At 66.9% G+C, this 22,405-nt stretch carries 15 protein-coding genes and 4 pseudogenes; 12 read left to right on the top strand and 7 right to left on the bottom strand.

Features of this window, described 5'->3' with window-relative positions:
* Positions 1-57: 57 nt before the first annotated feature.
* The 6 genes and pseudogenes from ACX9MN_RS08555 to ACX9MN_RS08530 all read left to right on the top strand — a co-directional run bounded on the left by ACX9MN_RS08555 (position 58) and on the right by ACX9MN_RS08530 (position 8,135).
* The gene (locus tag ACX9MN_RS08555; RefSeq protein WP_489724214.1) at positions 58-1,077 is read left to right on the top strand and encodes an HlyD family secretion protein; all 1,020 of its coding nucleotides are present in this window, start codon (positions 58-60) and stop codon (positions 1,075-1,077) included.
* Complete coding sequence (gene rbbA, locus ACX9MN_RS08550) at positions 1,044-3,809, top strand: ribosome-associated ATPase/putative transporter RbbA (RefSeq protein ID WP_489724213.1); 2,766 nt, start codon at positions 1,044-1,046, stop codon at positions 3,807-3,809. The genes ACX9MN_RS08555 and rbbA overlap by 34 nt, the downstream gene beginning before the upstream one ends.
* A 1-nt stretch (position 3,810) precedes the next feature.
* Positions 3,811-4,992 (top strand): ABC transporter permease, encoded by a 1,182-nt coding sequence (locus tag ACX9MN_RS08545; RefSeq protein ID WP_489724212.1) that lies wholly within the window; start codon positions 3,811-3,813, stop codon positions 4,990-4,992.
* 363 nt (positions 4,993-5,355) lie between these two features.
* Complete coding sequence (locus ACX9MN_RS08540; RefSeq protein WP_489724211.1) at positions 5,356-6,264, top strand: LysR family transcriptional regulator; 909 nt, start codon at positions 5,356-5,358, stop codon at positions 6,262-6,264.
* Between the two features lie 102 nt (positions 6,265-6,366).
* Complete coding sequence (locus ACX9MN_RS08535; protein ID WP_489724210.1) at positions 6,367-7,257, top strand: NAD-dependent epimerase/dehydratase family protein; 891 nt, start codon at positions 6,367-6,369, stop codon at positions 7,255-7,257.
* A gap of 354 nt (positions 7,258-7,611) precedes the next feature.
* Positions 7,612-8,135: pseudogene (locus ACX9MN_RS08530) on the top strand (tyrosine-type recombinase/integrase).
* A 293-nt stretch (positions 8,136-8,428) separates the two neighbouring features.
* Here ACX9MN_RS08530 and ACX9MN_RS08525 read toward each other — a convergent pair.
* From ACX9MN_RS08525 to ACX9MN_RS08500, 6 genes are all read right to left on the bottom strand, one after another.
* Complete coding sequence (locus tag ACX9MN_RS08525) at positions 8,429-9,838, bottom strand: amidase family protein (protein ID WP_489724209.1); 1,410 nt, start codon at positions 9,836-9,838, stop codon at positions 8,429-8,431.
* 53 nt (positions 9,839-9,891) lie between these two features.
* Positions 9,892-10,593 (bottom strand): cyclase family protein, encoded by a 702-nt coding sequence (locus tag ACX9MN_RS08520; protein ID WP_489724208.1) that lies wholly within the window; start codon positions 10,591-10,593, stop codon positions 9,892-9,894.
* A gap of 81 nt (positions 10,594-10,674) precedes the next feature.
* Complete coding sequence (locus tag ACX9MN_RS08515; protein ID WP_489724207.1) at positions 10,675-11,412, bottom strand: ABC transporter ATP-binding protein; 738 nt, start codon at positions 11,410-11,412, stop codon at positions 10,675-10,677.
* On the bottom strand, positions 11,412-13,193 hold the full coding sequence (locus ACX9MN_RS08510) for a branched-chain amino acid ABC transporter ATP-binding protein/permease (RefSeq protein ID WP_489724206.1): 1,782 nt from the start codon (positions 13,191-13,193) through the stop codon (positions 11,412-11,414). The genes ACX9MN_RS08515 and ACX9MN_RS08510 overlap by 1 nt, the downstream gene beginning before the upstream one ends.
* Positions 13,190-14,065, bottom strand: a complete 876-nt coding sequence (locus ACX9MN_RS08505; protein ID WP_489724205.1) for a branched-chain amino acid ABC transporter permease — start codon at positions 14,063-14,065, stop codon at positions 13,190-13,192. The genes ACX9MN_RS08510 and ACX9MN_RS08505 overlap by 4 nt, the downstream gene beginning before the upstream one ends.
* 136 nt (positions 14,066-14,201) lie before the next feature.
* On the bottom strand, positions 14,202-15,395 hold the full coding sequence (locus ACX9MN_RS08500; protein WP_489724204.1) for an ABC transporter substrate-binding protein: 1,194 nt from the start codon (positions 15,393-15,395) through the stop codon (positions 14,202-14,204).
* Between the two features lie 302 nt (positions 15,396-15,697).
* Here ACX9MN_RS08500 and ACX9MN_RS08495 point away from each other — a divergent pair, with 302 nt between their 5' ends.
* The 4 genes and pseudogenes from ACX9MN_RS08495 (at position 15,698) to ACX9MN_RS08480 (ending at position 19,562) form a co-directional block, all read left to right on the top strand.
* Positions 15,698-16,660, top strand: coding sequence for a LysR family transcriptional regulator (locus tag ACX9MN_RS08495; protein ID WP_489724203.1), 963 nt, complete (start codon positions 15,698-15,700; stop codon positions 16,658-16,660).
* A 407-nt stretch (positions 16,661-17,067) separates the two neighbouring features.
* Positions 17,068-18,267 (top strand): IS256 family transposase, encoded by a 1,200-nt coding sequence (locus ACX9MN_RS08490; RefSeq protein WP_489724202.1) that lies wholly within the window; start codon positions 17,068-17,070, stop codon positions 18,265-18,267.
* 298 nt (positions 18,268-18,565) lie between these two features.
* Positions 18,566-18,730, top strand: a pseudogene (locus ACX9MN_RS08485) (sigma-70 family RNA polymerase sigma factor); the annotation flags it as partial.
* Between the two features lie 389 nt (positions 18,731-19,119).
* A pseudogene (locus ACX9MN_RS08480) lies at positions 19,120-19,562 on the top strand (Ros/MucR family transcriptional regulator).
* 525 nt (positions 19,563-20,087) lie between these two features.
* Here the strand turns inward: ACX9MN_RS08480 and ACX9MN_RS08475 are convergent.
* Complete coding sequence (locus ACX9MN_RS08475; protein WP_489724201.1) at positions 20,088-20,942, bottom strand: universal stress protein; 855 nt, start codon at positions 20,940-20,942, stop codon at positions 20,088-20,090.
* 169 nt (positions 20,943-21,111) lie between these two features.
* On the opposite strand from ACX9MN_RS08475, the pseudogene ACX9MN_RS08470 reads away from it, so the two are divergent.
* Positions 21,112-21,812: pseudogene (locus ACX9MN_RS08470) on the top strand (PAS domain-containing protein); the annotation flags it as partial.
* Positions 21,813-21,971: 159 nt separating this feature from the next.
* Positions 21,972-22,319, top strand: a complete 348-nt coding sequence (locus ACX9MN_RS08465; protein WP_489724200.1) for an ATPase inhibitor subunit zeta — start codon at positions 21,972-21,974, stop codon at positions 22,317-22,319.
* The last annotated feature ends 86 nt before the right edge of the window (positions 22,320-22,405 follow it).

Raw genomic sequence — 22,405 nt, 5'->3', positions numbered from 1 at the left:
TATGATCGGAAGGCACACGGCGCGCCCGAGGGGCCGGACCACGCCGGGACCGGTGGCATGAGCCGGACCAGCCCACTTTGCGCGATCCTGCTTGTCGCTGGCGTGGCTGCCGGCACGCTGTCGCCTCCCCTGCCCGCCTCGGGGCAATCGCGCCTCATGCAGCTGATCGACAAACTGCGCGGCGCCACGATGCCGGAGGGCATCGCCAAAACCAACGGCCGCATCGAGGCGACCCAAGTCGACGTCGCGGCCAAGTATGCTGGGCGCCTCTCCGAGGTGCTCGCCTATGAAGGCGACGAAGTCAGGGCGGGCCAAGTCGTCGCCATCATCTCCTCGCCCGAGACCGAGGCGCAGTTGCGGGGCGCTCAGGCCCAAGTCCTGCGTGCCAAACAAAGCCGTGCGGAAGCCGTGGCTCTGATCGCACAGCGCAACAGCGACCTCACCTTCGCCGTTGCCGACCTCGATCGAGGCAAGGAGCTGGTCGGCAAAGGCTACATGACCAAGCAGATCTTCGACCAACGTCAAGCCAGAGCGGACGCCGCCAAGGCGGGGCTCGATGCCGCCGTGGCCCAGCGCGAACAGGCCGTCTCCTCCGTCCAGAGCGCCGAGGCCGAAGTTCAGCGGCTTGAGGCCATGCTGGTGGACCTCGTGTTGCGTGCGCCGCGCGACGGGCGCGTTCAGTATAAGCTCGCGCAGCAGGGCGAGGTGGTGGGTGCCGGCACCCGTATCCTGACGCTCCTGGATCTCAGCGACGTCTATATGACGATCTACCTGCCGGCTGCTCAGGCCGGCCCGCTCAAGCTGAACGACGAAGCCCGCCTCATACTCGATCCCGTCCCGCAATATGTCGTACCCGCGACCATCAGCTTTGTGGCGGCCGATGCGCAATTTACGCCCAAGACGGTGGAGACCGCTGACGAGCGCGAGAAGCTCACCTTCCGGGTCAAGCTCCAGATCGACCCGAAAGTTCTGAAGACCTACCACGACCGGGTGAAGACCGGCGTCCGCGGCATGGGCTTCGTCCGTACCAGATCCGACGTCCCATGGCCGGACGACCTGGCCGTGAGGCTGCCGTGACGGAGGAGGCTGCCGCCCGACTCGACCGCGTCTCGCATCGCTACGGCAACACGGTCGCGCTCGACGACGTGTCGCTGTCGCTGCCTGCCGGCCGCATGGTGGGGATCATCGGACCCGACGGAGTCGGCAAGTCGACATTGCTGGCGCTCGTCGCCGGCGTGCGACGGATCCAGCGGGGCCATGTGTTGGCGCTCGACGGCGACATGGCGGAGAGGGGCCACCGCAGGACCGCATGCGCGCGCATTGCCTATATGCCCCAGGGCCTCGGACGCAATCTCTACCCGACCCTTAGCGTCCTCGATAACATCGACTTCCACGGCCGGCTCTTTGGCCAGGGTTCGGCGGAGCGGCGCGAGCGCATCACCGAGCTGCTCAACGCAACAGGACTCGACCCCTTCGAGGACCGCCCGGCCGGGAAATTGTCGGGCGGCATGAAACAGAAGCTCAGCCTCTGCTGCGCGCTGATCCACGATCCCGATCTCCTGATCCTCGACGAGCCGACCACGGGCGTGGATCCGCTTTCGCGCGGACAGTTCTGGGACCTGATCGGCTCGATCCGGGCGCGGCGGCCCGGCATGAGCGTCCTCGTCGCGACCGCCTATATGGACGAGGCCTCGGGCTTCGAATGGCTGGTCGCCATGGACGGGGGCAAGGTCATCGCGTCTGGCACCCCCGCGGATCTGCTCGCCAAGACCGGCAAGCCCGATCTGGAAGCCGCCTTCATTTCGCTTCTCCCGGCCGAGAAGCAGGCCCAGCACAAGCCTGTGGTGCTGCGCTCGCGGCCGCCAGAACTCGACGCCGCGCCCGCGATCGAGGCCGAGCACCTCACACGGCGCTTCGGCAACTTCACGGCCGTGGACGACGTCAGCTTCCGGATCGGCCGCGGCGAAATTTTCGGATTTCTCGGCTCGAACGGCTGCGGCAAGTCCACGGTCATGAAGATGCTCACGGGTCTGCTGCCCGTGTCGGCAGGAACCGCGCGGCTTTTCGGACGCCCCGTCGGCGGCAGCGACATGGAAACGCGCCGCAGCGTCGGCTACATGTCGCAGGCCTTCTCGCTCTACAACGAATTGACGGTACTGCAGAACCTCGAGCTGCACGCTCAGTTGTACCACCTGCCGCCTCCCGACATCCCGGTCCGGATTGCGGAACTCCTCGAGCGGTACGAACTCGGCCCGGTGAAGCATGCGCATCCCGAGAGCCTGCCGCTCGGGATCAAGCAGCGGCTGCAGCTAGCGGTCGCGGTGCTGCACCGGCCGGCCATGCTGATCCTCGACGAGCCCACCTCGGGCGTCGACCCCATCGCCCGCGACGCGTTCTGGACGACGCTGATCGATCTCTCGCGTGACGAAGGGGTCACCATCTTCCTGTCCACCCACTTCATGAACGAGGCGGAGCGCTGCGACCGCATCTCGCTGATGCATGCCGGCAAGGTGCTGGCCGTCGGCACGCCGGCCGAGCTGGTCCAGGCGCGCGGCAGCGCTTCGCTTGAGGACTGCTTCGTCGACTACTTGGCCGAGGCAGCCGGCATCGACCGGCAGGCGCCCGCCAAGGTCAAGGCGGCGACCAAAGCACCTCCGGCCCGCATCGCTCCGCATCGACGCGGGCTCGATCCGCGTCGGCTGTGGGCCTATGCTCGGCGTGAGACGATGGAGTTGCTGCGCGACCCGATCCGCATCGCCTTCTCGCTCGTGGGGCCCATCGTGCTGATGCTGGCCTTCGGCTACGGCATCTCCTTCGATGTGGAGAACCTGCGTTTCGCAGCCTTCGATCAAGACAACAGTCCGGACAGCCGGCAGCTGGTCGACGCCTTCACCAGCTCGCGCTATTTCAGCGAGCAGCGCCCTGTCCATAGTCCGGGCGAGCTCGACCAGCGCTTTCGCAGCGGCAGCGTGCAGATCGCTGTCGAGATCCCCCCCCGCTTCGGCAGCGATCTCAAATCGGGTCGATTGCCTGAGGTCGCCGTCTGGCTCGACGGCGCGATGCCATTCCGGGCCGAGACCACCAGAGGCTACGTCACCGGGTTGGCGGCCCAATATGCCGATCAGTTGTCCCGCGACCGCAGGAGGACCGGTTCGGCCGGCGCAGGCGTCAGCGTGGAGACGCGCTTCCGCTACAATCAGGCCTTCAAAAGCGTCAACGCCATGGTGCCTGGCATCATCATGCTGTTGCTCGTCCTGATCCCCGCTGTCATGTCCGCCGTTGCGGTCGTGCGCGAGAAGGAAACAGGATCGATCGCCAATTTCCGCTCTACGCCTACCACCAAGTTCGAATTCCTGGTCGGCAAACAGCTGCCCTACATCGGCATCACCATGATCAGCTTTGCGCTGCTGATGGCGATATCGAGATTTCTATTCGATATCTCCGTCAAGGGCTCGCTACTCGCCCTCGTTCTCGGCACGCTCCTGTATGCCGCAGCTACGACCGGCTTCGGCCAACTCATCTCGACTTTCACGCGAACTCAGGTCGCGGCCGTCTTCGCCACGGCCCTCCTGTCGGTGATCCCGGCTGTCAACTTCTCCGGGCTTCTGGTTCCGGTCTCCTCTCTCTCGGGAGGAGCGCGGCTGATCGGGCTCGGGCTGCCGCCGGCTTGGTACCAGCCGATCACGACCGGCACCCTCGCCAAGGGGCTGCCCTTTCTGGAACTCGCGCCAAACATGCTGGTGCTGGCAGGCTTCGCGCTTCTGTTCCTGATCGTGTCGCAGCTACTCCTGCGCAAGCAGGAGGCGTAAGATGACGAGGATCGACCGCGGCACCTCGACCGTCATCCCGATGTTTCGCGCCAGATTCGGCGCCCATGTCGTAAATGTGTTCCGCCTGATCGGTAAGGAACTGCGCAGCATCCGGGCGGACCCGGTCATGCTGTGCCTGGTTGCCTATGCCTTTTCGCTCGCCATCTACATGGTGGCCTCCAACGTACCCATCGAAGCCCGCGACCTGATGGTCGGTGTGGTGGACGAGGATCGGTCCGAGCTGTCGCGGCAGATCGCAAGCGCACTCAGGCCGCCGCTGTTCAAACAGGTCGTGTCCCTCACGCCCACCGAAGTCGACGCGGCCATGAACTCCGGCCGGCTCGTCTTCGTGCTCGACTTCCCGCCGCGTCTGCAAATGGACCTTCTGTCCGGCCGGCCAGCCACCGTTCAACTCGAGGTGGATGCCACCGCCATGACCCAGGCCGGCAACGGAGCGGTCTACCTCCAAACCATCATAGCCCAAGAGGTCGCCAAATTCGCATCGGGCCGCGACCTCCCGACCTCTGTTCCGATCCAAGTGGTAACGCGCGCCAAGTTCAACCCGAACCTCGAGTCGAGCTGGTTCACCTCCGTGATGCAAGTCATCAACAATATCACGCTCCTCACAGTCATTCTCACCGGGGCCGCGCTGATCCGGGAACGCGAACAAGGCACGGTGGAGCATCTGCTCGTGATGCCGCTCCTTCCCATCGAGATCATGCTTGCCAAGGTCGTCGCCAACGGATTCGTGATCCTGGTCGCGGCCGGGCTCTCGCTGGTGCTCGTCGTGGAATGGTGGCTCGGAGTGCCGATTGCCGGCTCCCTCGCCCTCTTCCTGGTCGGAACCGGCCTCTACGCCTTGGCGGTGGCGGCGCTCGGCATCCTGCTCGGCACTGTCGCAAGCTCCATGGGACAGTTCGGCCTGCTTGCGATCCCGGTGCTGCTGCTGATGCAACTGCTCTCGGGCAGCAGCACGCCCATGGAAAGCATGCCGGTCTGGCTACAATATGTGGTGCAGACCGTCAGCCCCACGCCGCACTTCGTCGCCTTCGCCCAAGGTGTGCTCTACCGTGGCGCTGGCTTCTCCATCGTATGGCCGCAGCTGCTCGCCCTCGCGGCGCTGGGCAGCGCCTATTTCACTGTCGCGCTCGCCCGCTTCCGCCGCGTAATCTTCGGGGACTGACCTAAGGGTGAAAGCACTCGTTCACTCCCTCCTCGGCGGACTTCGTGTCCCGGCGCAGCGGAGGAGCCGGATGCGCTGATGGACGGATTGGCGCGGGTTGCCACCGTCGCACGCTCCTACCAGGCGGACGAACCAGGCAACATGCCGTAATGGACTACCGCGCCTTGGCCAACTCGAGCGGGACGGGCTGTCGTGTCCGGCTCGTTGCGCCGCCTACCCGAAAGAGACCAATCTGCTTCCGGCTACGTTCGGAGATGCCGGCGTGCTCGGCTGAGCGGCTGGGTTGGGGGGGTTGCGACGGTCGATTTTCGGACCGGGAATCAGCGAAGCGGACGCTGTGCGAACTGCCTTAAGTTCGTTGGAATGGACATAAGTAGCTTCGATCCGAACCTGTTGAAGGCATTCGACGCCCTTCACGCCGAGCGCCATGTGACGCGCGCCGGGCTGCGCATCGGTCTCGGCCAATCCGCGATGAGCGGCACCCTCACCCGCCTACGCGCATTGTTTGGGGACGAGCTGTTCGTGCGGACACCGTCCGGAATGCAGCCCACCGCCCGCGCCGACGACCTGGCCGGGCCAGTGGCCGACGCGCTGCACCTCGTACGTGGCGCGCTGCGGGCCGACGGCTTCGCGCCTGGGACCGCCGAACGTGCGTTCACGGTCGCGATGAGCGACTACGCCGCGTTCGTCCTGTTGCCGCCGCTCCTGGCGCGCCTCGGCGTCGAGGCGCCCGGCATCGACCTGCGCGTGCGCGGAATGTTCGGCCGGGGCGAGGCGGTCGAACTCCTCGACGGCGGCGAGGCGAACCTCGCGGTCGGCATTCCGGTCGAAGCGTCCGCGCGCATCCTCGGGCGCCCGCTGCTCCTGGAGGGCTTGGCCTGTGTCGCCCGCCGTGGGCACCCCGCGTTCGTATACGGTCCGGACCTTGGTGCCTTCGTGAACGCGCCGCACCTTCTGGTCTCCCCCGAGGGCGACCGCGCAGGACTGGTCGACAGCAAGCTCGCCGAGCTAGGGCTCGAACGTCGCGTGGTGCTGAGCCTGCCGCAGTTCCTGGTCGCGCCCTTCGTCGTCGCCGAGACGGACCTCGTCGCGATGCTCGCCGCCCGCGTCGCCCGGCGGTTCGCCGCCATCGGAGCCGGCATCGACGTGCACGAGACGCCGGTCGCCCTGCCCGATTGGCCGCTCGCGCTGATGTGGCACCGACGGTCTGACGCGCACGCAGGCACCGTTTGGCTGCGCAACATCATCGCCGAGGTCGCCGCCACGATCTGAGACCATTGGCGCGAGCGATCTCGGCACATCGGATCGTACGATTTCCATCCGGCCCGCAGTTCCGCTTGGAACGGCCTCGTCGAAGTCGAAGCGGTGGTGGACATGCGTGTTCTGGTGACAGGGGCGACGGGGTTGATCGGGGGCGCCGTGGCCCGCCGTTTGAAGGAGGGCAGGCACGAAGTCGTGGGGCTCGCCCGCTCCGAGGCGAGCGCGGTCAGGCTGGGCGAGGAGGGCTTCGCGGTCGTTCGCGGCGATCGCTCCGATCCGGCCAGCGTCGCCGACGCAGCCCAGGGGGTCGATGCCGTCGTCCACGCCGCCTCGCCCGGAGACCTGAACACGGCGGCATACGACGTGGCGGCGACGCGCGCGATCATCGATGCGCTCCGCGGCACGTCCACGCGGTTCCTCTATACGAGCGGCTGCCTAGTCTACGGACCGACTGGCGACACGCCCGCGACCGAGGACAGCCCTCTGAAGGCGATCGAACTCGTCCGTTTCCGCGAGGGCCTCGAACGGGAGATCCTCGATGCGGCGGCCGACGGGGTTCACCCGATCTTGATCCGGCCGGGCTGGGTCTACGGCAACCGGGGCGGCACCGGAATGATGATGGTCGGCGCGGCCAGGGAGCACGGCGTGGCGCGCCACGTCGGCGACGGGCGGAACCGCTGGACGACGGTGCACGCCGACGACCTGGCCGATCTCTACGCGCTGGCGCTCGAACGGGCGCCAGCGGGCTCGGTCTTCAACGGCGTGCACGGAGCGACGATACCCCTCGTCGAGATCGCACGCGCGGCGAGCGAGGCGGCTAGCGGCAGCGGCCGCGTCGAGGCGTGGCCGCTCGACGAAGCACGCTTGGTGCTTTCGTCGTTCACCGACGCGATCGCCTGCGATCAGGTAGTCTCCGGGGCAAAGGCGGAGCGCGAACTCGGTTGGCGTCCGTCACGCGCCTCGACCGTCGACGAGTTGCGCTCCTACCGTTTGGCAACCGCCTGAACGTTTCGAGACGACGTCAGCTGCCGGCGGATCAACGGCCGAGGCGACGTTGGCTGGCCAACGGCGGTATGGCCGCTTCCAGGAAGCATCCTACCGGGCCGGAACGGCCATGACGGGTCGGTGGAAGCCGGACCGCTTTCCGGATGCGCCTGCCTGGAGCGGATTCACTACCGCCGGCCGGTCACTACGTCGCTGCGTTCATAGCGACTTTCATCTTCCGGCCAGCATGGACGGACTGGAAGTTGAGCGACGGGACATTCAGAACACGATCCGGCTTTCAGGAACCGACGGTCCTGGAACGCAGGCCGCAAGCTTGGTGACAAGCGTGTCCTCAAACCGCAGTAGGTCTGGGCCATACGCTTTTGGCACGACGAGCGGCGCGTACGCGACCACGCCATGGTCGACCTCGCCCTCGACCGCAAGCTGCGCGGCTGCGATATTGTCACTCTCAGAATCGGCGACCTCGTCAGCAGCGGGCGCATCCGCTCGCGCGCCATCGTCGCTCAGCGCAAGGCCCGGCGGCCCGTGCGATTCGAGCTGCTGAAACACGCGCGCACCAGCATCGTGGCTTGGTTGGAATGCCGAGACGGCGCGCTTGACGAGTTTGCCTTCCCCAGTTGGGCGGACCACACGACCCACATCGGAACGCGGCAGTACGCCCAGCTGGTAGATTAGGGGTGACGGGCACCGAACTGAGGCGGGAGAATTATGGTACCCAATCCCGGCGTCGCACGAAGACGTCGCTGCTCTATAAGCAGACCGGCAACCTGCGCGCCGTGCAGATCCTGCTCGGCCACACGAAGATCGAAAGCACGGTGCGCTACCTCGGCGTCGACATCGAGGATGCTCTCACGATGGCAGAAAGGACTGAGATTTGAGCGCTCGGCCCGTCGACGGCAGCGTCGAGGAACTAGGGAAGCAGTCGGACTGGAGTGCGCCCATCTGGGCCATTCGTCGGCCTTTGACGGCATCCTCAAAGCGGACGTCGCCACAACCCGAATCACAGATCCCACTTGCGCCACGACCGGATTTTCGGCTTTGGCTGAATTGAGATCTGCCCCGACCGTAAGGGATCAACTTCTCCCTGTCCGAAAGAGCAGCAGCAACGCCGCTCCAAACAATTTCGCCGGAGCTGGAGCCCACCTCCGACCATTCCCGCCGCAGCCCCTCTTCACTGTCGCGTAAACGGCCGAAGATTATAGCCCTGCGGCCTCGTTCGCTCGATCGCCGCAGCCGCCCGCACCACGTCGACCTCGCCGAGGCTGTGGCCCACGATCTGGATGCCGACGGGCATCCCGTCCGAGGCAATCCCCGCGCATACAGAGGCTGCTGGCTGGCCTGTGAGGTTGAAGGGATAGGTGTAGAAGGCCCACGAGACGAGGCTGCGATCTTCCAGCCCGTCTGGAATGTTCCGCCCTGCTTCCAAGGACGAGATCGGCAGTGTCGGCGACAGGAGGACATCGTAGCTGGTGAAGAAGCTGACCATTCGGTCTCGCAGCGCATAGCGCGCGAAGACGGTCTCGTAGTAGGCGCGCATCTCCTGGGCGAGGGCAGCGTCGAGCACGTCTGCGACCGCCGGGTCCAGGAGATCACGGCGGCTTTCGAGAACGCCGCGCAGCTTGGTCCCGATGCCGGCGTAGAATTCCGCGGTCCAGAGATTTGCCGGATCGGCCTCGAAGACAGTCTCGACCTCCTCGACCACCGCGCCTTGGTCGGCAAGCGCCACGGCGGCCGTGCGGGCGATCGAGGCCACCTCCGGATCAGGACGGGCGTAGCCGAGGGTGGCGCTCCAGGCGACCCGCAGGCCGGCCACCGAAGCTTTCGCGGCGCCGAGCAGATCGGGCACCGGGCCAGACACTGCGAAGGGATCGCGCGGATCGTGGCCGGCAACCGCCGTCGTCAGCAAAGCGGCGTCAGCCACATTGCGCGCGAGAGAGCCGACATGAGCCAGGGTCGGCGTTGCCGAGGTCGGCCAGACCGGGACGCGTCCGAACTGCGCCTTGAGGCCGACGAGGCCGGTGAGCGCGGCCGGGATGCGTAAGGAACCGCCGCCATCGGTGCCCAGCGCGAAGGGCGTGATTCCGGCCGCCACCGATGCGGCCGCCCCGGCGCTCGACCCGCCCGGCGTCTTCGTCAGGTCCCAGGGATGTCGGGTGATGCCGGTGAGCGGCGAGTCGCCGACGGGCTTCGCCCCGAACTCGCTCGTCGTGGTTTTGCCGATGATGATCGCGCCGGCGGCCCGCAGGCGCTCGACCGAGGGCGCGTCGACGGCGGCGACGTTGCCCGCCATGGCGCGCGAGCCCGAAGCGTAGGGGACGCCCGCCACCGCGATCAGGTCCTTCACCGAGACTGGCAGACCGTGGAGCAGCCCCAGAGGGGACCCTCGCATCACGGCTTCCTCGGCCCGCCTTGCCGCGGCGCGGGCCTCCTCCGGCATCAGAAGGCAGAAGGCATTCAAGGAGGCTTGGCTCGCCTCGGCACGCGTGAGGGCGCGCTCCGTGAGCTCGACCGGCGAGACCGCGCGGGTCGCAATCAGGCGCCTCAGTTCAAGCGCGGTCATGAAGTCGAGGTCGTTCGTCATCGCTCCGCTCTCCGCAGTCGAGGTGCGGCGCCCCGTAGGGCGCCGCAGGCGCGTCAGTCGTTGACGATGGCGAAGGCACGGACCGGCGAGCCGGAGCCGCCCTTGAACTTCAGCGGGACGCCGAAGAACTGCACCTCGCCCTTCCCCACGAGCTCTTCCAGGTTCACCAGCCACTCCCAATGGCTCATGCCGAGATCGCGGCAGAGGCGGTGCTGGGCGAAGATGTTGTCGCTCGGCTTGTCGGTCGAGGGACCTTCGACGCCCTGCATCTTCGAGCCGCGCTCGTACAGCCACTTCGTCGCTTCGGCCGTGAGCAGCGGGTTCTTCCACACCGAGTCGACGCTCGGATAGTTGCGGGCGTGGAAGCCGGTGCAGAGCAGGACGATGTGACCGTCGACCTTCACGCCGCTCTTGGCCTCGGCCGCCTCCATGTCGGCGACGGTGATGTCGCCGAGGTCCGGGATATGGCGCAGGTCGAAGCAGACCGCCTTGCCCATGAACATCTCCAGCGGCATCTCGTCGACGGGCTGGCCGTTCGGGTTCACGTGCAGGAACGCGTCCACGTGGGTGCCGACGTGGTCGAGCATCGCGATGAAGTTGGTCTGGAAGGTCATCGCGTCGCCGGGGACGCCGAGTCCGAGGGCTGCCGAGCTCTCGTGGCTGAGATGGGTGGTGAGCACCGGCCGCTGGAAGAGCTTGTGGGCCGGCATGTTGTCTTCAATCAGGAGGCTCAGATCGACGACGCGCTGGGGCATGGCGGGTCCTTACAGGTCGTGGGGGATCGTTCGCGGAATCGACGGATGCCGCGTCGGATCGGGTTTCCGGAGATGCCGCTCTCAGGCGGCTTTCTTCTTGCCGAGAAAGGTCTCCATGACCTCCGGATCGCGGGCGAGATGCCCGCTCGGGCCGTCCCGCACCACGCGCCCCTGCGCCACCACGTAGGCATGGTCGGCGATGGCGAGCGCGTAGGATGCGAGTTGCTCGACGAGAAGAATGGTGAGCCCCTGGCGGTTGAGGTCGCGCAGGACGCCGATCAGTTGTTCGACGACCCGCGGCGCGAGGCCGAGCGAGAGTTCGTCGATGACGAGGAGCTCGGGCTCGGCCATCAGGCCGCGGGCGATGGCGAGCATCTGCTGCTCGCCGCCCGACATGCTGCCGGCGGGCTGACGCAACCGCTCGCGCAGACGCGGGAACAGAGCGAGCGCCCGCTCCAGCGTCGCCCTCGCCCGTACGCCCTTCAGGCCGCCATGGGCGTAGGCACCCAGGATCAGGTTGTCCTCGACGGTTTGGTCCGGGAAGATCAGCCGGCCCTCGGGCACCATGGCGAGGCCGCGGGCGACCTTGGCGTGGGCCGGCAGCCGGGTGACCTCCTCGCCATTGAACAGGACGCGGCCGGCGCTCGGGCGCACGAGCCCGGTGAGGCCGCGCATCAGCGACGTCTTGCCGGCGCCGTTGTTGCCGATCACGGCGACCAGCTGGCCTCGCCGCACGGTCAGGCTCGCGCCGCGGAGCGCCGTCGCCGCACCGTAGCGGACTTCCAGGTTCTCGACCGCGAGCAGGGATGCATCGGACATCAGGCCGCCTCCTCGTCGAGGATGGCGGACGGGCCGCCGAAATAGGCCTCGATCACCCGCGGATCGGCTTGGACCGCCTCCGGGCGATCGCTCGCGATGATCTGGCCGTAATCGAGCACCGTCACGGTGTCGGCGACCGCCATGATCAGATCGACATGGTGCTCGATCAGCAGCACCGAGACCCCGAGACCGGCGATCTTCCGGATCATCGCCTCGAGTTCGTCGATCTCGTGCGTGGTCAGGCCGGCGGCGGGCTCGTCGAGGAGCAGCAGGCGCGGCCGCGTGGCGAGCGCCCGGGCGATCTCCAGGCGGCGCTGGTGGCCGAAGGGCAGGAAGCGCGCCTGCTCGTTGGCCGCCTCGCTCAAGCCCACGAAGTCGAGCAGGCCGATCGCGGCCGCGCGGCAGGCGGACTCCTCGCGGCGGAAGCGGGGCGTACGCAGGATCGCTCCGGGCAGACCGTAGCCGAGATGGCTGAAGCCGCCCACCAGGACGTTCTCCAGCACGGTCATCTGCCCGAATAGCTCGGTGTTCTGGAACGTGCGGGCGAGGCCGAGGCGAGCGATGCCGTGGACCTTGCGTCCGGCGAGATCGGTGCCGTCGAGGCGCACGCCCCCCTCGCTCGCCTGGTAGAAGCCCGAGATCGTGTTGACGAAGGTCGACTTGCCGGCTCCGTTCGGACCGATCAGGGCGTGGATCTCGCCAGGGGCGACCCGGATGCTCGCGGCGCTCAGCGCCGTAAGGCCGCCGAAGCGAACGGTGAGGCCGACGGTCTCCAGGCTCGCGGGCTCGCGGCCCGCCAGGGTCTCGGCGGCGGGGATGCCCTCGAGAGGGTCGACGCTGCGGGGGCCCGGACGCAGGCGGGCGTAGAGCTGGCCCAGCGTGCCCAGGATGCCGCCCGGCAGGCCGAACATCACCGCGAGGAGCAGGGCGCCATAGGCGAACTTCTGCCACTCGGCGAAGCGCTGCAGCACCTCCGGCAGATAGGTCAGGATGAAGGCCCCGAGCACCGGCCCGAAGGTCGAGGCCGCTCCCCCTAGGATCACCATCAGCAGGAAGCGGACGGAATCCGAGAACGTGAAGATGTCGGGCGAGATGTAGGCGTTGAGGAAGGCGTAGAAGCTGCCGGCAACTCCGGCCGTCACCGCCGCGACCGCGAAGGCCAGCGTGCGGATCCCGGTGGCGCCGATGCCGAGGCTGCGCGCGGCCGTCTCGCTCTGGGCGACCGCCAGCATGGCGCCGCCGTAGCCCGAGTGCTTCAGGTTGTGCGCCGCCAGCGTGGCGAGGAAGAGCGTGGTCGCGAGCACCGCGTAGAACGCGTAGCCGGAGAGCGGATACCCGAAGAGGTTCGGGCCCGGGATGCCGGTGAGCCCCGTGGTGCCGCCGGTGAGGCTCTGCCACTCGATGGCGACGTTCTCGACGATGAGGCCGAAGGCGATCGTCACCACCGCGAGATAGACGCCCCGCACCCGCACGCTCGGATAGGCGAGAGCCGCGCCGAAGAGGCCGGCGACGATCGCCGCACCGACGGTCGCGAGCATGAGGTCGAGACCGAACCGTATCGCCAGGATCGAGCCGGTATAGGCGCCGAGCGCGAACAGACCCGCCTGGCCGAGGGAGACGAGGCCGGTGAGGCCGACGAGGACGTTCAGACCGACCGCGATCACGCCGTAGATCAGGAACAGCATGAACAGGCGCAGCTCGTACTCGTTGCCGGAGGTCAGGGGCACGGCGACGAGGATGACCGCGAGGAGCGCGAAGCCGAGGGTGTGAAGCGCCTTCATACCTTGAAGATCTCCCGGCGGCCGAACAGGCCCTGAGGGAAGGCGAGGAGCACGAGGATCATCGCGCTGAAGCCGACGATCTCTCGCGCGGCCGTCGAGACGTAGCCCTCGACGAACTTCTCCATGATGCCGAAGGCGAGGCCGGCCAGGACGACACCGGGCCCGCTGGTGATGCCGCCGATGATGGCGACCGCGAAGCCCTTGAGCCCGAGCAGCACGCCCATGCTGGCCGAGGCCTGGATGACGGGCGCGACGAGCACGCCCGCACCCGCACCCAACAGGGCGGAGAGACCGAAGGAGAACATCACGATCCGGTCGACGTCGATGCCCATCAGGGCCGCCGCCTGCCGGTTGTGGGCCACCGCCTGCATCGCCCGGCCGACGAGCGTGCGCCGCTGCATCGCGTGGAGGCCCACCATGGCCAGCACTGCGACCGCCGGGATGGCGAGTTCCTGCGGGTAGACGCCCGCACCGAGGATGGAGACGGCCCCGGCCACGCCGGGCGAGGCCAGCGGGCGGGAGAACCCGCCGAACTGCATGGTGGCGAGCGATTCCGCCATGATCCCGACCGCGATCGTGGTCAGCATCCAGCCGATCGAGGCGTTGGCGCCGATGAAGGGCCGCACCGCGAAGCGCTCCAGCACGACGCCGAACAGGGCCCCGGCCAGGATCGCCAGGAGACAGGCGAGCGGCAGCGGCAGGCCGGCATCGACCCCCATCACCGCGAGCACGGCGCCGATCATCAGGGTGTCGCCGTGTGCGAAGTTCACGGCCTTGGCGGCCGACCACATGATGTGGAAGCCGAGGGCGACCAGGGCGTAGATGCCCCCGATCGCGAGGCCCGAAAGGGTGTATTGCAGGGCGGTCGTCATGGCTTCCGCGGGGGCTCCCGATGCGAGGCGGGCGGGTCGTTCAGCGGAGTCGGGGCGGTCCGGTCCGGTGAGGGGGGATCCGGACGAACCGCCCCGGCCCCTCCCGCTGAGGAAGGAGCGAGAGGCGCGCGCGCCTTCAGTTCGTCTTGCCGTACGGGGTTTGCGCGATCGGTAGCAGCTTGCCGTCGGACCAGACGGTCAGCTTGTAGTAGCTCGGCAGGATCGCGTCCTGGCGCTCGGGGTCGGAGGCGTCGAAGGCCGGGTCGTACTTGGCGACGAGGCCGTCGTACTTGACCTGGTAGAGCGCCTCGCGGACCTTCTTCCAGTCGTAGGCGCCGGCCTTCTCGATCGCCTGCGCCACGATGTGGACGGCGTCGTAGGCATTGGCGATGCCGGAGCCCATCTTGATCTGCGACGGGTCCTTCAGGCCGTACTTGGCCTGGATCTTATGCCAGAGCGCCTGTCCCTTGGCATCGAGGTCGCCCATGAAGCTGTAGGTCTGCACGACCTCGACGCCGTTCGCGAGCGGGCCGGCGAGTTCGCCGAGATTGCCGGCGATGCCCCAGGCGCCGATGATGGTGGGCTTGTAGCCGACCTTGTCCATCGAGCGGACGAGCTGGTTGCCTTCGCGGTCGAGAGCCCAGAACAGCGCCACGTCGGCACCGGAATCCCGAGCCCGGATCGCCTGGGCGGTCATGTCCTGGTCGTTCCAGTTGAAGGTCTCGGTGGCGACGAGCTCCTTGCCGGCCTTGACTATCGCGGCCTTGACGTCCGGTACGGCACCGTTGCCCCAGCCGGTGTTCTCGTAGAAGAACGCGATCTTACCGGTCTTCGACACCTTGGAGGCCTGCTCGACGAGATAGCGGGCGACCCATTTGTCCTTCGCGGAGACCCGGAACATGTAGTTCGGCTTGCGGCCGTTCTCGATCGCTTGGGTGTTGGCGGCGAGCACGCCGACGAAAGGGATCCCGATGGCGTGCACCGGCTCGACCTGCGCCACGGAAACGGTGGAGTGGTATCCGCCCAGGACCACCACGCACTTGTCGGCCAGCGCGATGCGTCGCGTGTTGTCGACGCCCCGCGGCGGCGCGCCGGCATCGTCGTACTGGACGAAGCGCAGCGGCTTGCCGAGCACGCCGCCCTTGGCGTTGATCTCCTCGATGGCGATTTCCGCGCCCATCTTGATCGCCTGGCCGCCAAACGCCGCCGGACCGGTGATCGCGGCGGAGTTGCCGATGCAGGGTTCCTGCTGTGCCAGTGCCGAACCAGGGATCGAGAGAGTCAGAGGCGCGGCCAGAATGAGGCGGCGCAAATACTTGTGCGCATCCATGCGGTGAGCTCCGATCTTCTGATGTCGGCCCGGGCTGGTCCCCGATGCTCCGTCTATTGGCGCGAAGCTACGCGGCGAATACAACGGACATCAAAGACCATTTTCCGATATGAGCTATCGGAAAATCCTATGAGCAAGCATCATAGGCGGAGTACGAAAAGTCAGGCGGACGTTAACTTATTGCGCCGCAATCGGAATTCTTGACGCGATGCACATAGCTTGCGCAGATTGCGTGGTCTTAGAGCAGTTTGACATGGTCGTGGGAATCGGCGGATCGTGCAGAAACTCTGGGCAGGATCGCCATGGATCTTCGTCAGCTTCGGTACTTCGCGCAGATCGCAGAGAGTGGAAACGTCTCTCGGGCCGCCGAGGTGCTGCGCATCGCCCAGCCTTCCCTCAGCCAACAGATGCGCAACCTCGAGGATGAACTCGGCGTCGATCTGCTGTTCCGGCACGCTCGCGGAGTGACTCCCACGGAACTCGGGCTCAAGTTCTACGAGCACGCGCAACGTATTCTACAGGAGGTCGAGCGGGCCAAGGAGGTCGTACGCTCTCAGGCCACAAGTCCGAGCGGGCGCATCTCGGTTGGGCTGCCGACCTCGGCCTGCCGGGGTCTATCGCTGCCTCTCTATCGGACAGTGACGGCGGCGCTGCCCAACATCAGCCTGCACATCGTCGAGGCGATGAGCGGAACGCTGGACGAGTGGATCCAGTCCGGACGTCTGGACGTCGCGCTGCTCTACGACCACAAGGCGTTCGAGCACGTGGCCTGGACCGAGATGATGGTCGAGGACCTGATGTTCATCGTCCCCGCTTCCCACCCGCTGGCCGCGCGCCGCGAGATCGGGTTCGGGCAGGTCTTTCAGCAGGCACTTCCGGTAGTCCTTCCCGGGCGTCCGAACGTCCTTCGTGCCGTTATCGAGCAACTTGCAGCCCGCCACGACATCACACCGGTAGCAACGGACTGCGAGAGCCTGCCTGCAATCGCGGAACTCGTGCGCGCTCAGGCCTTCGCGGCCGTCATGCCGCATTTTGCCTTAGCTGCGGAGATCGAGCGCGGCGAGATAGTCGCCATTCCCATCGTCGATCCGACCCCATCCTGGCGGCTCTCGGTCGTTGTATCCCAGCGTACCCTGAATGCCCGCGGCAGCGAGGCCGTTGCCGAAGTCCTGGCGGGCGTAATCGGAGATCTCGTCGAGCGGTCCGTCTGGCGCGCTCGCCTCAAGCCGTCGGAGCGTCCGGCCCCTTTGCGCGCTCGCGCCTGAATGGCATTGCCTGCTTCAGCCAACCGCTGCGAACCGTAAGAATGAGCTGGGGCGTAGCGAATCTGAGCTTGGCTTGCCATTCAACTGTCATCCGAAGTTCCGCTGCGCCACGTTGAGCAGCCCTTCGCATTCATTCGAGTCAATGACCGTTCAGGGTCATCTCGAGGCTTTCACATGAGCCGCGCCGGACGTCCGGTTACCGATAACCCGAGTCACGAAGCGGACAGGCCGCATTCGGTCAGACTAGGTCGTGTCCCTGATGGTGGTGTAGCTCGGCGGTAGCGAGGAAGCCCGTCCGCGCGCCTTCCACAGGGCTGTGGCGGGCGGGGCTCCCCGCGGGGTGGTCATCGGCGGTTGCCGGGTAGGGTCGGGTTGCGAGCGCCAACCCCGAACCCGAGAGACCCCCGATGACCGACGAGATGATGGCCCTGCGCGGGCTGATGGAGAAGAGCGCCGACACAGATCTCCTGCGCGAGATGATCGGTTTTGCCGCTGAGCGGCTGATGGAGTTGGAGGTGGGTGGCCTGACCGGCGCCGCCCATGGCGAGAAGAGCGCAGAGCGGTTGGTCCAGCGCAATGGCTACCGTGACCGAGACTGGCAGACGCGCGCCGGCATGGTCGAACTGCGCATCCCGAAGCTGCGTAAGGGGTCGTACTTCCCGGCCTTCTTGGAGCCGCGCCGGATGGCCGAGAAGGCGCTCACCGCCGTGATCCAGGAGGCCTACATCCAGGGCATCTCGACCCGTTCGGTCGATGATCTCGTCCAGGCGATGGGCGGCACGGGCGTGTCAAAGAGCCAGGTCAGCCGGCTCTGCCAGGAAATCGACGAGCGCGTGAGCGCGTTCCTCGACCGGCCGCTCGAGGGCGAGTGGCCCTACCTCTGGATCGACGCGACCTACGTGAAGGTGCGCCAGGACGGCCGCATCGTCTCGGTGGCGGTGATCGTGGCGGTCGGCGTGAACACTGACGGCCGGCGCGAGGTGCTCGGCATGGACGTCGGCCCCTCCGAGGCTGAGACCTTCTGGACCGCGTTCCTGCGCAAGCTGGCGCGCCGCGGCCTGCGCGGGGTCAAGCTGGTGATCTCGGACGCCCACGAGGGCATCAAAGCGTCGGTGGCCAAGGTGATGAACGCGACCTGGCAGCGTTGCCGCGTCCACTTCATGCGCAACGTGCTCGCCCATGCCGGACGCAGCGGGCGGCGTGTCGTCTCCGCCTTCATCGCCACGGCATTTGCCCAGGACGACGCCGAGGCGGCCCGGCTCCAGTGGCGGCGCGTGGCCGACCAACTCCGGCCGAAGGTCCCCAAGCTCGCAGCCCTAATGGACGAGGCGGAGCCCGACGTGCTGGCCTACATGGGCTTCCCTACCCAGCATCGGGTCAAGCTGCACTCCACGAACCCGCTGGAACGCCTGAACGGCGAGATCAAGCGCCGGACCGAGGTGGTCGGCATCTTCCCCAACGAGGCTGCCATCACGCGCCTCGTCGGCGCGATCCTGCTGGAACAGAACGACGAGTGGGCCGTCCAGCGCTCCCGCTACCTCACCCTGGAAAGCATCGCCCCGATCGGCGATGATCCCCTCGTCAGCCTGCCCACCCTGGCAGCCTGATCAATCCGGCCCCGGCCGGTGATCGTGGTGGCCACGCCGAAGCTACACCACGCCAGGGGACACAACCGTCAGACTACGTCATGCCGGACCGCCATCGCGCGCAGGACCGGACGTTCGGCTTGGCGCCCATCCCGGTCATTCAGGGGGCCTCGGACACTCCCCCGTAACGGACGTTCACCGTGACGGCTGCGACGCTCTGAGCCGTTCGCATAAGGGCGGCTCACGGAGTTCCAGAACCCGCGGGAGCGCTCTGGCCCTCACACGATCAGGATGGCCACCTCCAGCCGGTAGAGTGACGATCGCTCCGGTTGCACAGGAGCATGGTTCGGACCTCCGGGCGCTCTGGTCGAGGATCGTCAAGCTGACCAATCTTCTGCGCGAGGCAATGCTGCTCGTGGGCACACAAGGCCTGACGCATGAACCGGCAGCCGAAGTCATGGGCTGCCAGACCGGGGCCGTGTAGAGTCGCGTGAGCCGCGCACGGGCTTTTCTCGTCGAGAGCCTTGCCTGAAGGGTCGATTGCTTGATCGCGCTGATCCGAGACGGCGGCAACCGACTGTGGGTACTCGAAAGAACAAGCCCTGGTATGCGCAAATTGCATGCTCGCTCCAAGAGATTGCAGCAAATTACAGGCGCTCGCGCTCGTTCTCGCTGCCACCGACGGCAATTCACACACGCAGAGCGTCAATGCAAGTTCAGGCAAATCCCACTTCCCTTTTGCAAAATTCTCATTAATGCTTAATGTTTATCGCGACTGCTGTATCTACTTATGCGAGATTGAGACTTGAGACGGCCTTCCTCGTCAGATCTGCAACATCTTCGAAGGCGTAGACAACTGCAGGAGCGACAGCCTTGAACGAGGAACTACAAGAACCCAGCCTCAATTTCGCTGATCTGGTTGCCGGGATCGTCTCAGCCTACGTCGCGAACAATCCCCTCCCGCCAGCCGAGCTGCCGCCCCTGATCGCGAGGGTTCGTGAGGCGGTTGCTGGCCTGACCACTGCGGGTAGTGCGAGTGCTGCGGCTCCGAACGCGGAGATCGAGAAGCCAACGCCTGTCCAGATCCGCAAGTCGGTCCGCCCCGACGGGATCGTCAGCTTCATCGACGGCAAGACCTACAAGACGCTCAAGCGCCACCTGACCAGCCACGGGCTCGACCCGCGCAGCTATCGCGACCGCTACGGCCGGCCGATTACCCGATGGTCGCCCCGAGCTACGCCGAGCAGCGCTCCGCCATCGCCAGGGCCATCGGTCTGGGGCGCTCCGGTGCCATGGCTGCACGCTTGATGGCCTGACAGAAGGCGTCCCGATCGCCGCGCGACCAACTGCGCTCGCCGCGCCGGATGGCCATAGGTCTGGGCCTTTGCCAGCATGACGACGCAGGTTGGGCGGGGATGACCTGAATTGAGCCAGCCTATTCTGGCGTCTCCGTTTACGTCGGCCGGCGGATCGGGACCTTGGCCGAACAAGCCACTGCCCTGCCACACCCGGTCGACCTGCGCCGCCTCATCCAAGCCATCGAGGAGTTCGCGCGAGCCCAGCTTTGATGGGCCGGGCTCGCGATACGCTACGGCGCTTCTCCGGCCCCCGTCACTCGACGAAACTCCAGCCAGCCTTCAAGGCACGGAGCTCCTCTCCATTCAGCGGGTCCGCCCAATCGACACTGTTGGGTGCGCGCACCTGGGCTGGCACTTGTGCGGGCTCGGGCTGAGCCGTTGCAGTCCGAGGTGCTCGCTGCGGGCGGTTGCGCTCGCGCGTCACTCTGACGGTCGCGCCGATTCGGAAGGATCTACGCCTGAGCATCTCCGACCTGCCGGAACTCAGTGGGACAGAAACAGCGGCACCGGGCTGCTCCGCAGGAGCGAGCGCGTGACCCCGCCGAAGAGGAACTCCCGCGTGCGGGAATGCCGGTAGGCTCCCATCACGATCATGTCGGCCCGGAACAGGGCCGCCTGGGCGCGGAGCGTGTCGGCAGTGCCGTCGCCCATAGGCAAATCATTGACGGAAACGTTCACGCCATGCCGCGTGAGGTGGGGTGCGAACTCGGCCCCCGGCACCGTATCCTCGATGACTTCCTTGTCGACGACCGACACGATCTCAACCGCCTCGGCAGCCTTCAGGAAGGGAAGCGCGTCGTTGGCGGCCCGCGCCGCCTGGGCGCTGCCGTCCCAGGCTACGATGACGCGCCGCATGGCGAACGCCGAGTGCCCGGGCGGGACGGCGATGACCGGGCGGCCACTCAGGAACAGCGCCTTCTCGACCGTCTCCAGGTCGAGGTCGTAGGTCCGCGGTCCCGCGTCCAGGACGGTGAGGTCGTGCAGGCGCGCTTGCGCCGCCAAACGGCTGACGACGTCCGGATAGGTCAGGCTCGGCGTCTCGGTCGTGCAGACCACGCCGGCCTGGGCCGCATCTCCGGCCGCGCGCTCGGCGATGGATCGCGCCAGCGCGTCGAGACACCGGTCGCTGACGGCGACGCCCTCGTCATCGAACTCGCCGATCCAGGCGTCGTCGCCCGAGAGGCGCCAGGATGCCGACTGCACGGTCAGGTGTGCACCGGCCGCCTTGGCCAGGGTCAGCCCGTAGCCGATGGCCGCCGAGGCGGGGTCGCGCTCGCCCTCCACTGTGGTGCCGACGAGGACGTCGCGGATGGCGGCGAGCGGGGAGTTCTGAGTCATGGGTCGTCTCCGGTTCGGAGCCCATGATTTGACCGGCCCCGGATGGCGGGCCTTGATCCAACTCAAGAAGCGGCCCAGTCGTGGACTCCCCCCGCGTTCCATCGTGAAGTAATAACGAAGTAGCTTCGCCCGCGTGAGATCTCGATGCGGCGCGGGGCTCAAGTTTGCCTTGAAGGGTGCGAGCGACGACGGACCCCACAGCCCCCCTTGCACGGGTCCAGATGGCGACGGCGCGAAGACTGCCGCGGGACTCCGGCAGACGCTCGACGAGGTCTGCATTTGCGGCTAGTTCCTCGATACCCCGACCGGGCTCGCTACGGTCTCGCTGGCCTCCGCGCGGCTCTTCGGCGTGCCAGCCGACGCAATCACGACCTTCGCGGCGTCCCGGGCCCCTGTGCACCCCCGCGACCGGCAGGCCCGGGGGCCATTCCGCGGGCGCTGAAGATCGGTGGCAGCTACGAAGCCGACTGCCGGGTGATGCGGCCGGATGGGCACACCCATTGGCTGCGCTCGCGCGGCCAAGCGCATCTCGATTGGTACCGCCGGAAGCGGAAGCGCTGCATCGTCGGAGCCAACAGGGTGGTCACCGGGTTGCGGCGGGACGGCACGACCTTCCCGATGGATCTTGCCATCGGCGAGATGCGGTCGGGCGAGCAGGTCTTCTTCACCGGCTTCGTCGACGACGTCACCGAGTTCCGGCGCACTTAGGCATGCCACCAGGAATTCCAGTCAGAACCAAACCACATCTCGCGCCTGAGCGAGATGGCCTCCACCTTGGTGCAGGAGATCAATCAGCCGCTCGGCGCGGTCGGCAATTACACCAAGGACTGCTGCCGCCTGCTGGCGCGGTCAGATCCCGAAGCCGTCGCCGGACTCAGACACTTCGAAGCCTTCACGGAAGGCTGGTGATGCCGAGCTGAACGCCTCGCCTGGGCTCTTGATGTGCCTCAAGTCTCGCCGCCTTAGCCGATCAGAGAATGCGTGATCCGCTGCCTGGACGGCCCGCGGCAATCTAGGGACGAGAGTTCCATGAGCACGACGTTCGACGAGCGGGAGCAGGCTTTCGAGCGCCGCTCCGTCCAAGAGGAGGACATGCGGTTCCGCGCTCGCGTCAGGCGGAACCTGCTCCTGGGAGGCTGGGCCTGTGAGCGGATCCGAATTCGCAACGACGCGGCTGCCCGCTTGATCGAGGCCTTCACAGACCTAGGCATCGTCACAGCCGATGAGCCGCTCCTCGCTATGCTGCAGGCGGAGCTGAAGACCGCAGGCGTCGAGGAGACGCTGCCGAGCCTGCGCAAGGAGATGGAGCAGCGCGCCGCGCTGGTATGGGCCGAGCAGCGCGTCGGGGTTGCGCTGGATCAAGGCTCCTCCGTCTAGGTCGCGCAGGATCACACGCGATCGCCCAGGGGACTACCCTGCCCACCTGCCACCCGCCTGAGACACGTCACGGACACGGGGCGATC

It is taken from the genome of Methylobacterium sp. 1A (assembly GCF_058072805.1).
Note: the sequence above shows the minus strand (reverse complement) of the source record. Positions and strands in the feature narration are given on the sequence as shown.

Bases quoted from the DNA above. Each gene is read 5' to 3' on its own strand.
- ACX9MN_RS08510 (WP_489724206.1), bottom strand. From the start codon at position 13,193: ATGAAGGCGCTTCACACCCTCGGCTTCGCGCTCCTCGCGGTCATCCTC.
- ACX9MN_RS08555 (WP_489724214.1), top strand. From the start codon at position 58: ATGAGCCGGACCAGCCCACTTTGCGCGATCCTGCTTGTCGCTGGCGTG.
- ACX9MN_RS08465 (WP_489724200.1), top strand. From the start codon at position 21,972: ATGAGCACGACGTTCGACGAGCGGGAGCAGGCTTTCGAGCGCCGCTCC.
- ACX9MN_RS08475 (WP_489724201.1), bottom strand. From the start codon at position 20,942: ATGACTCAGAACTCCCCGCTCGCCGCCATCCGCGACGTCCTCGTCGGC.
- ACX9MN_RS08540 (WP_489724211.1), top strand. From the start codon at position 5,356: ATGGACATAAGTAGCTTCGATCCGAACCTGTTGAAGGCATTCGACGCC.
- ACX9MN_RS08495 (WP_489724203.1), top strand. From the start codon at position 15,698: ATGGATCTTCGTCAGCTTCGGTACTTCGCGCAGATCGCAGAGAGTGGA.
- ACX9MN_RS08500 (WP_489724204.1), bottom strand. From the start codon at position 15,395: ATGGATGCGCACAAGTATTTGCGCCGCCTCATTCTGGCCGCGCCTCTG.
- rbbA (WP_489724213.1), top strand. From the start codon at position 1,044: ATGGCCGGACGACCTGGCCGTGAGGCTGCCGTGACGGAGGAGGCTGCC.
- ACX9MN_RS08505 (WP_489724205.1), bottom strand. From the start codon at position 14,065: ATGACGACCGCCCTGCAATACACCCTTTCGGGCCTCGCGATCGGGGGC.
- ACX9MN_RS08520 (WP_489724208.1), bottom strand. From the start codon at position 10,593: ATGCCCCAGCGCGTCGTCGATCTGAGCCTCCTGATTGAAGACAACATG.
- ACX9MN_RS08545 (WP_489724212.1), top strand. From the start codon at position 3,811: ATGACGAGGATCGACCGCGGCACCTCGACCGTCATCCCGATGTTTCGC.
- ACX9MN_RS08525 (WP_489724209.1), bottom strand. From the start codon at position 9,838: ATGACGAACGACCTCGACTTCATGACCGCGCTTGAACTGAGGCGCCTG.
- ACX9MN_RS08490 (WP_489724202.1), top strand. From the start codon at position 17,068: ATGACCGACGAGATGATGGCCCTGCGCGGGCTGATGGAGAAGAGCGCC.
- ACX9MN_RS08515 (WP_489724207.1), bottom strand. From the start codon at position 11,412: ATGTCCGATGCATCCCTGCTCGCGGTCGAGAACCTGGAAGTCCGCTAC.
- ACX9MN_RS08535 (WP_489724210.1), top strand. From the start codon at position 6,367: ATGCGTGTTCTGGTGACAGGGGCGACGGGGTTGATCGGGGGCGCCGTG.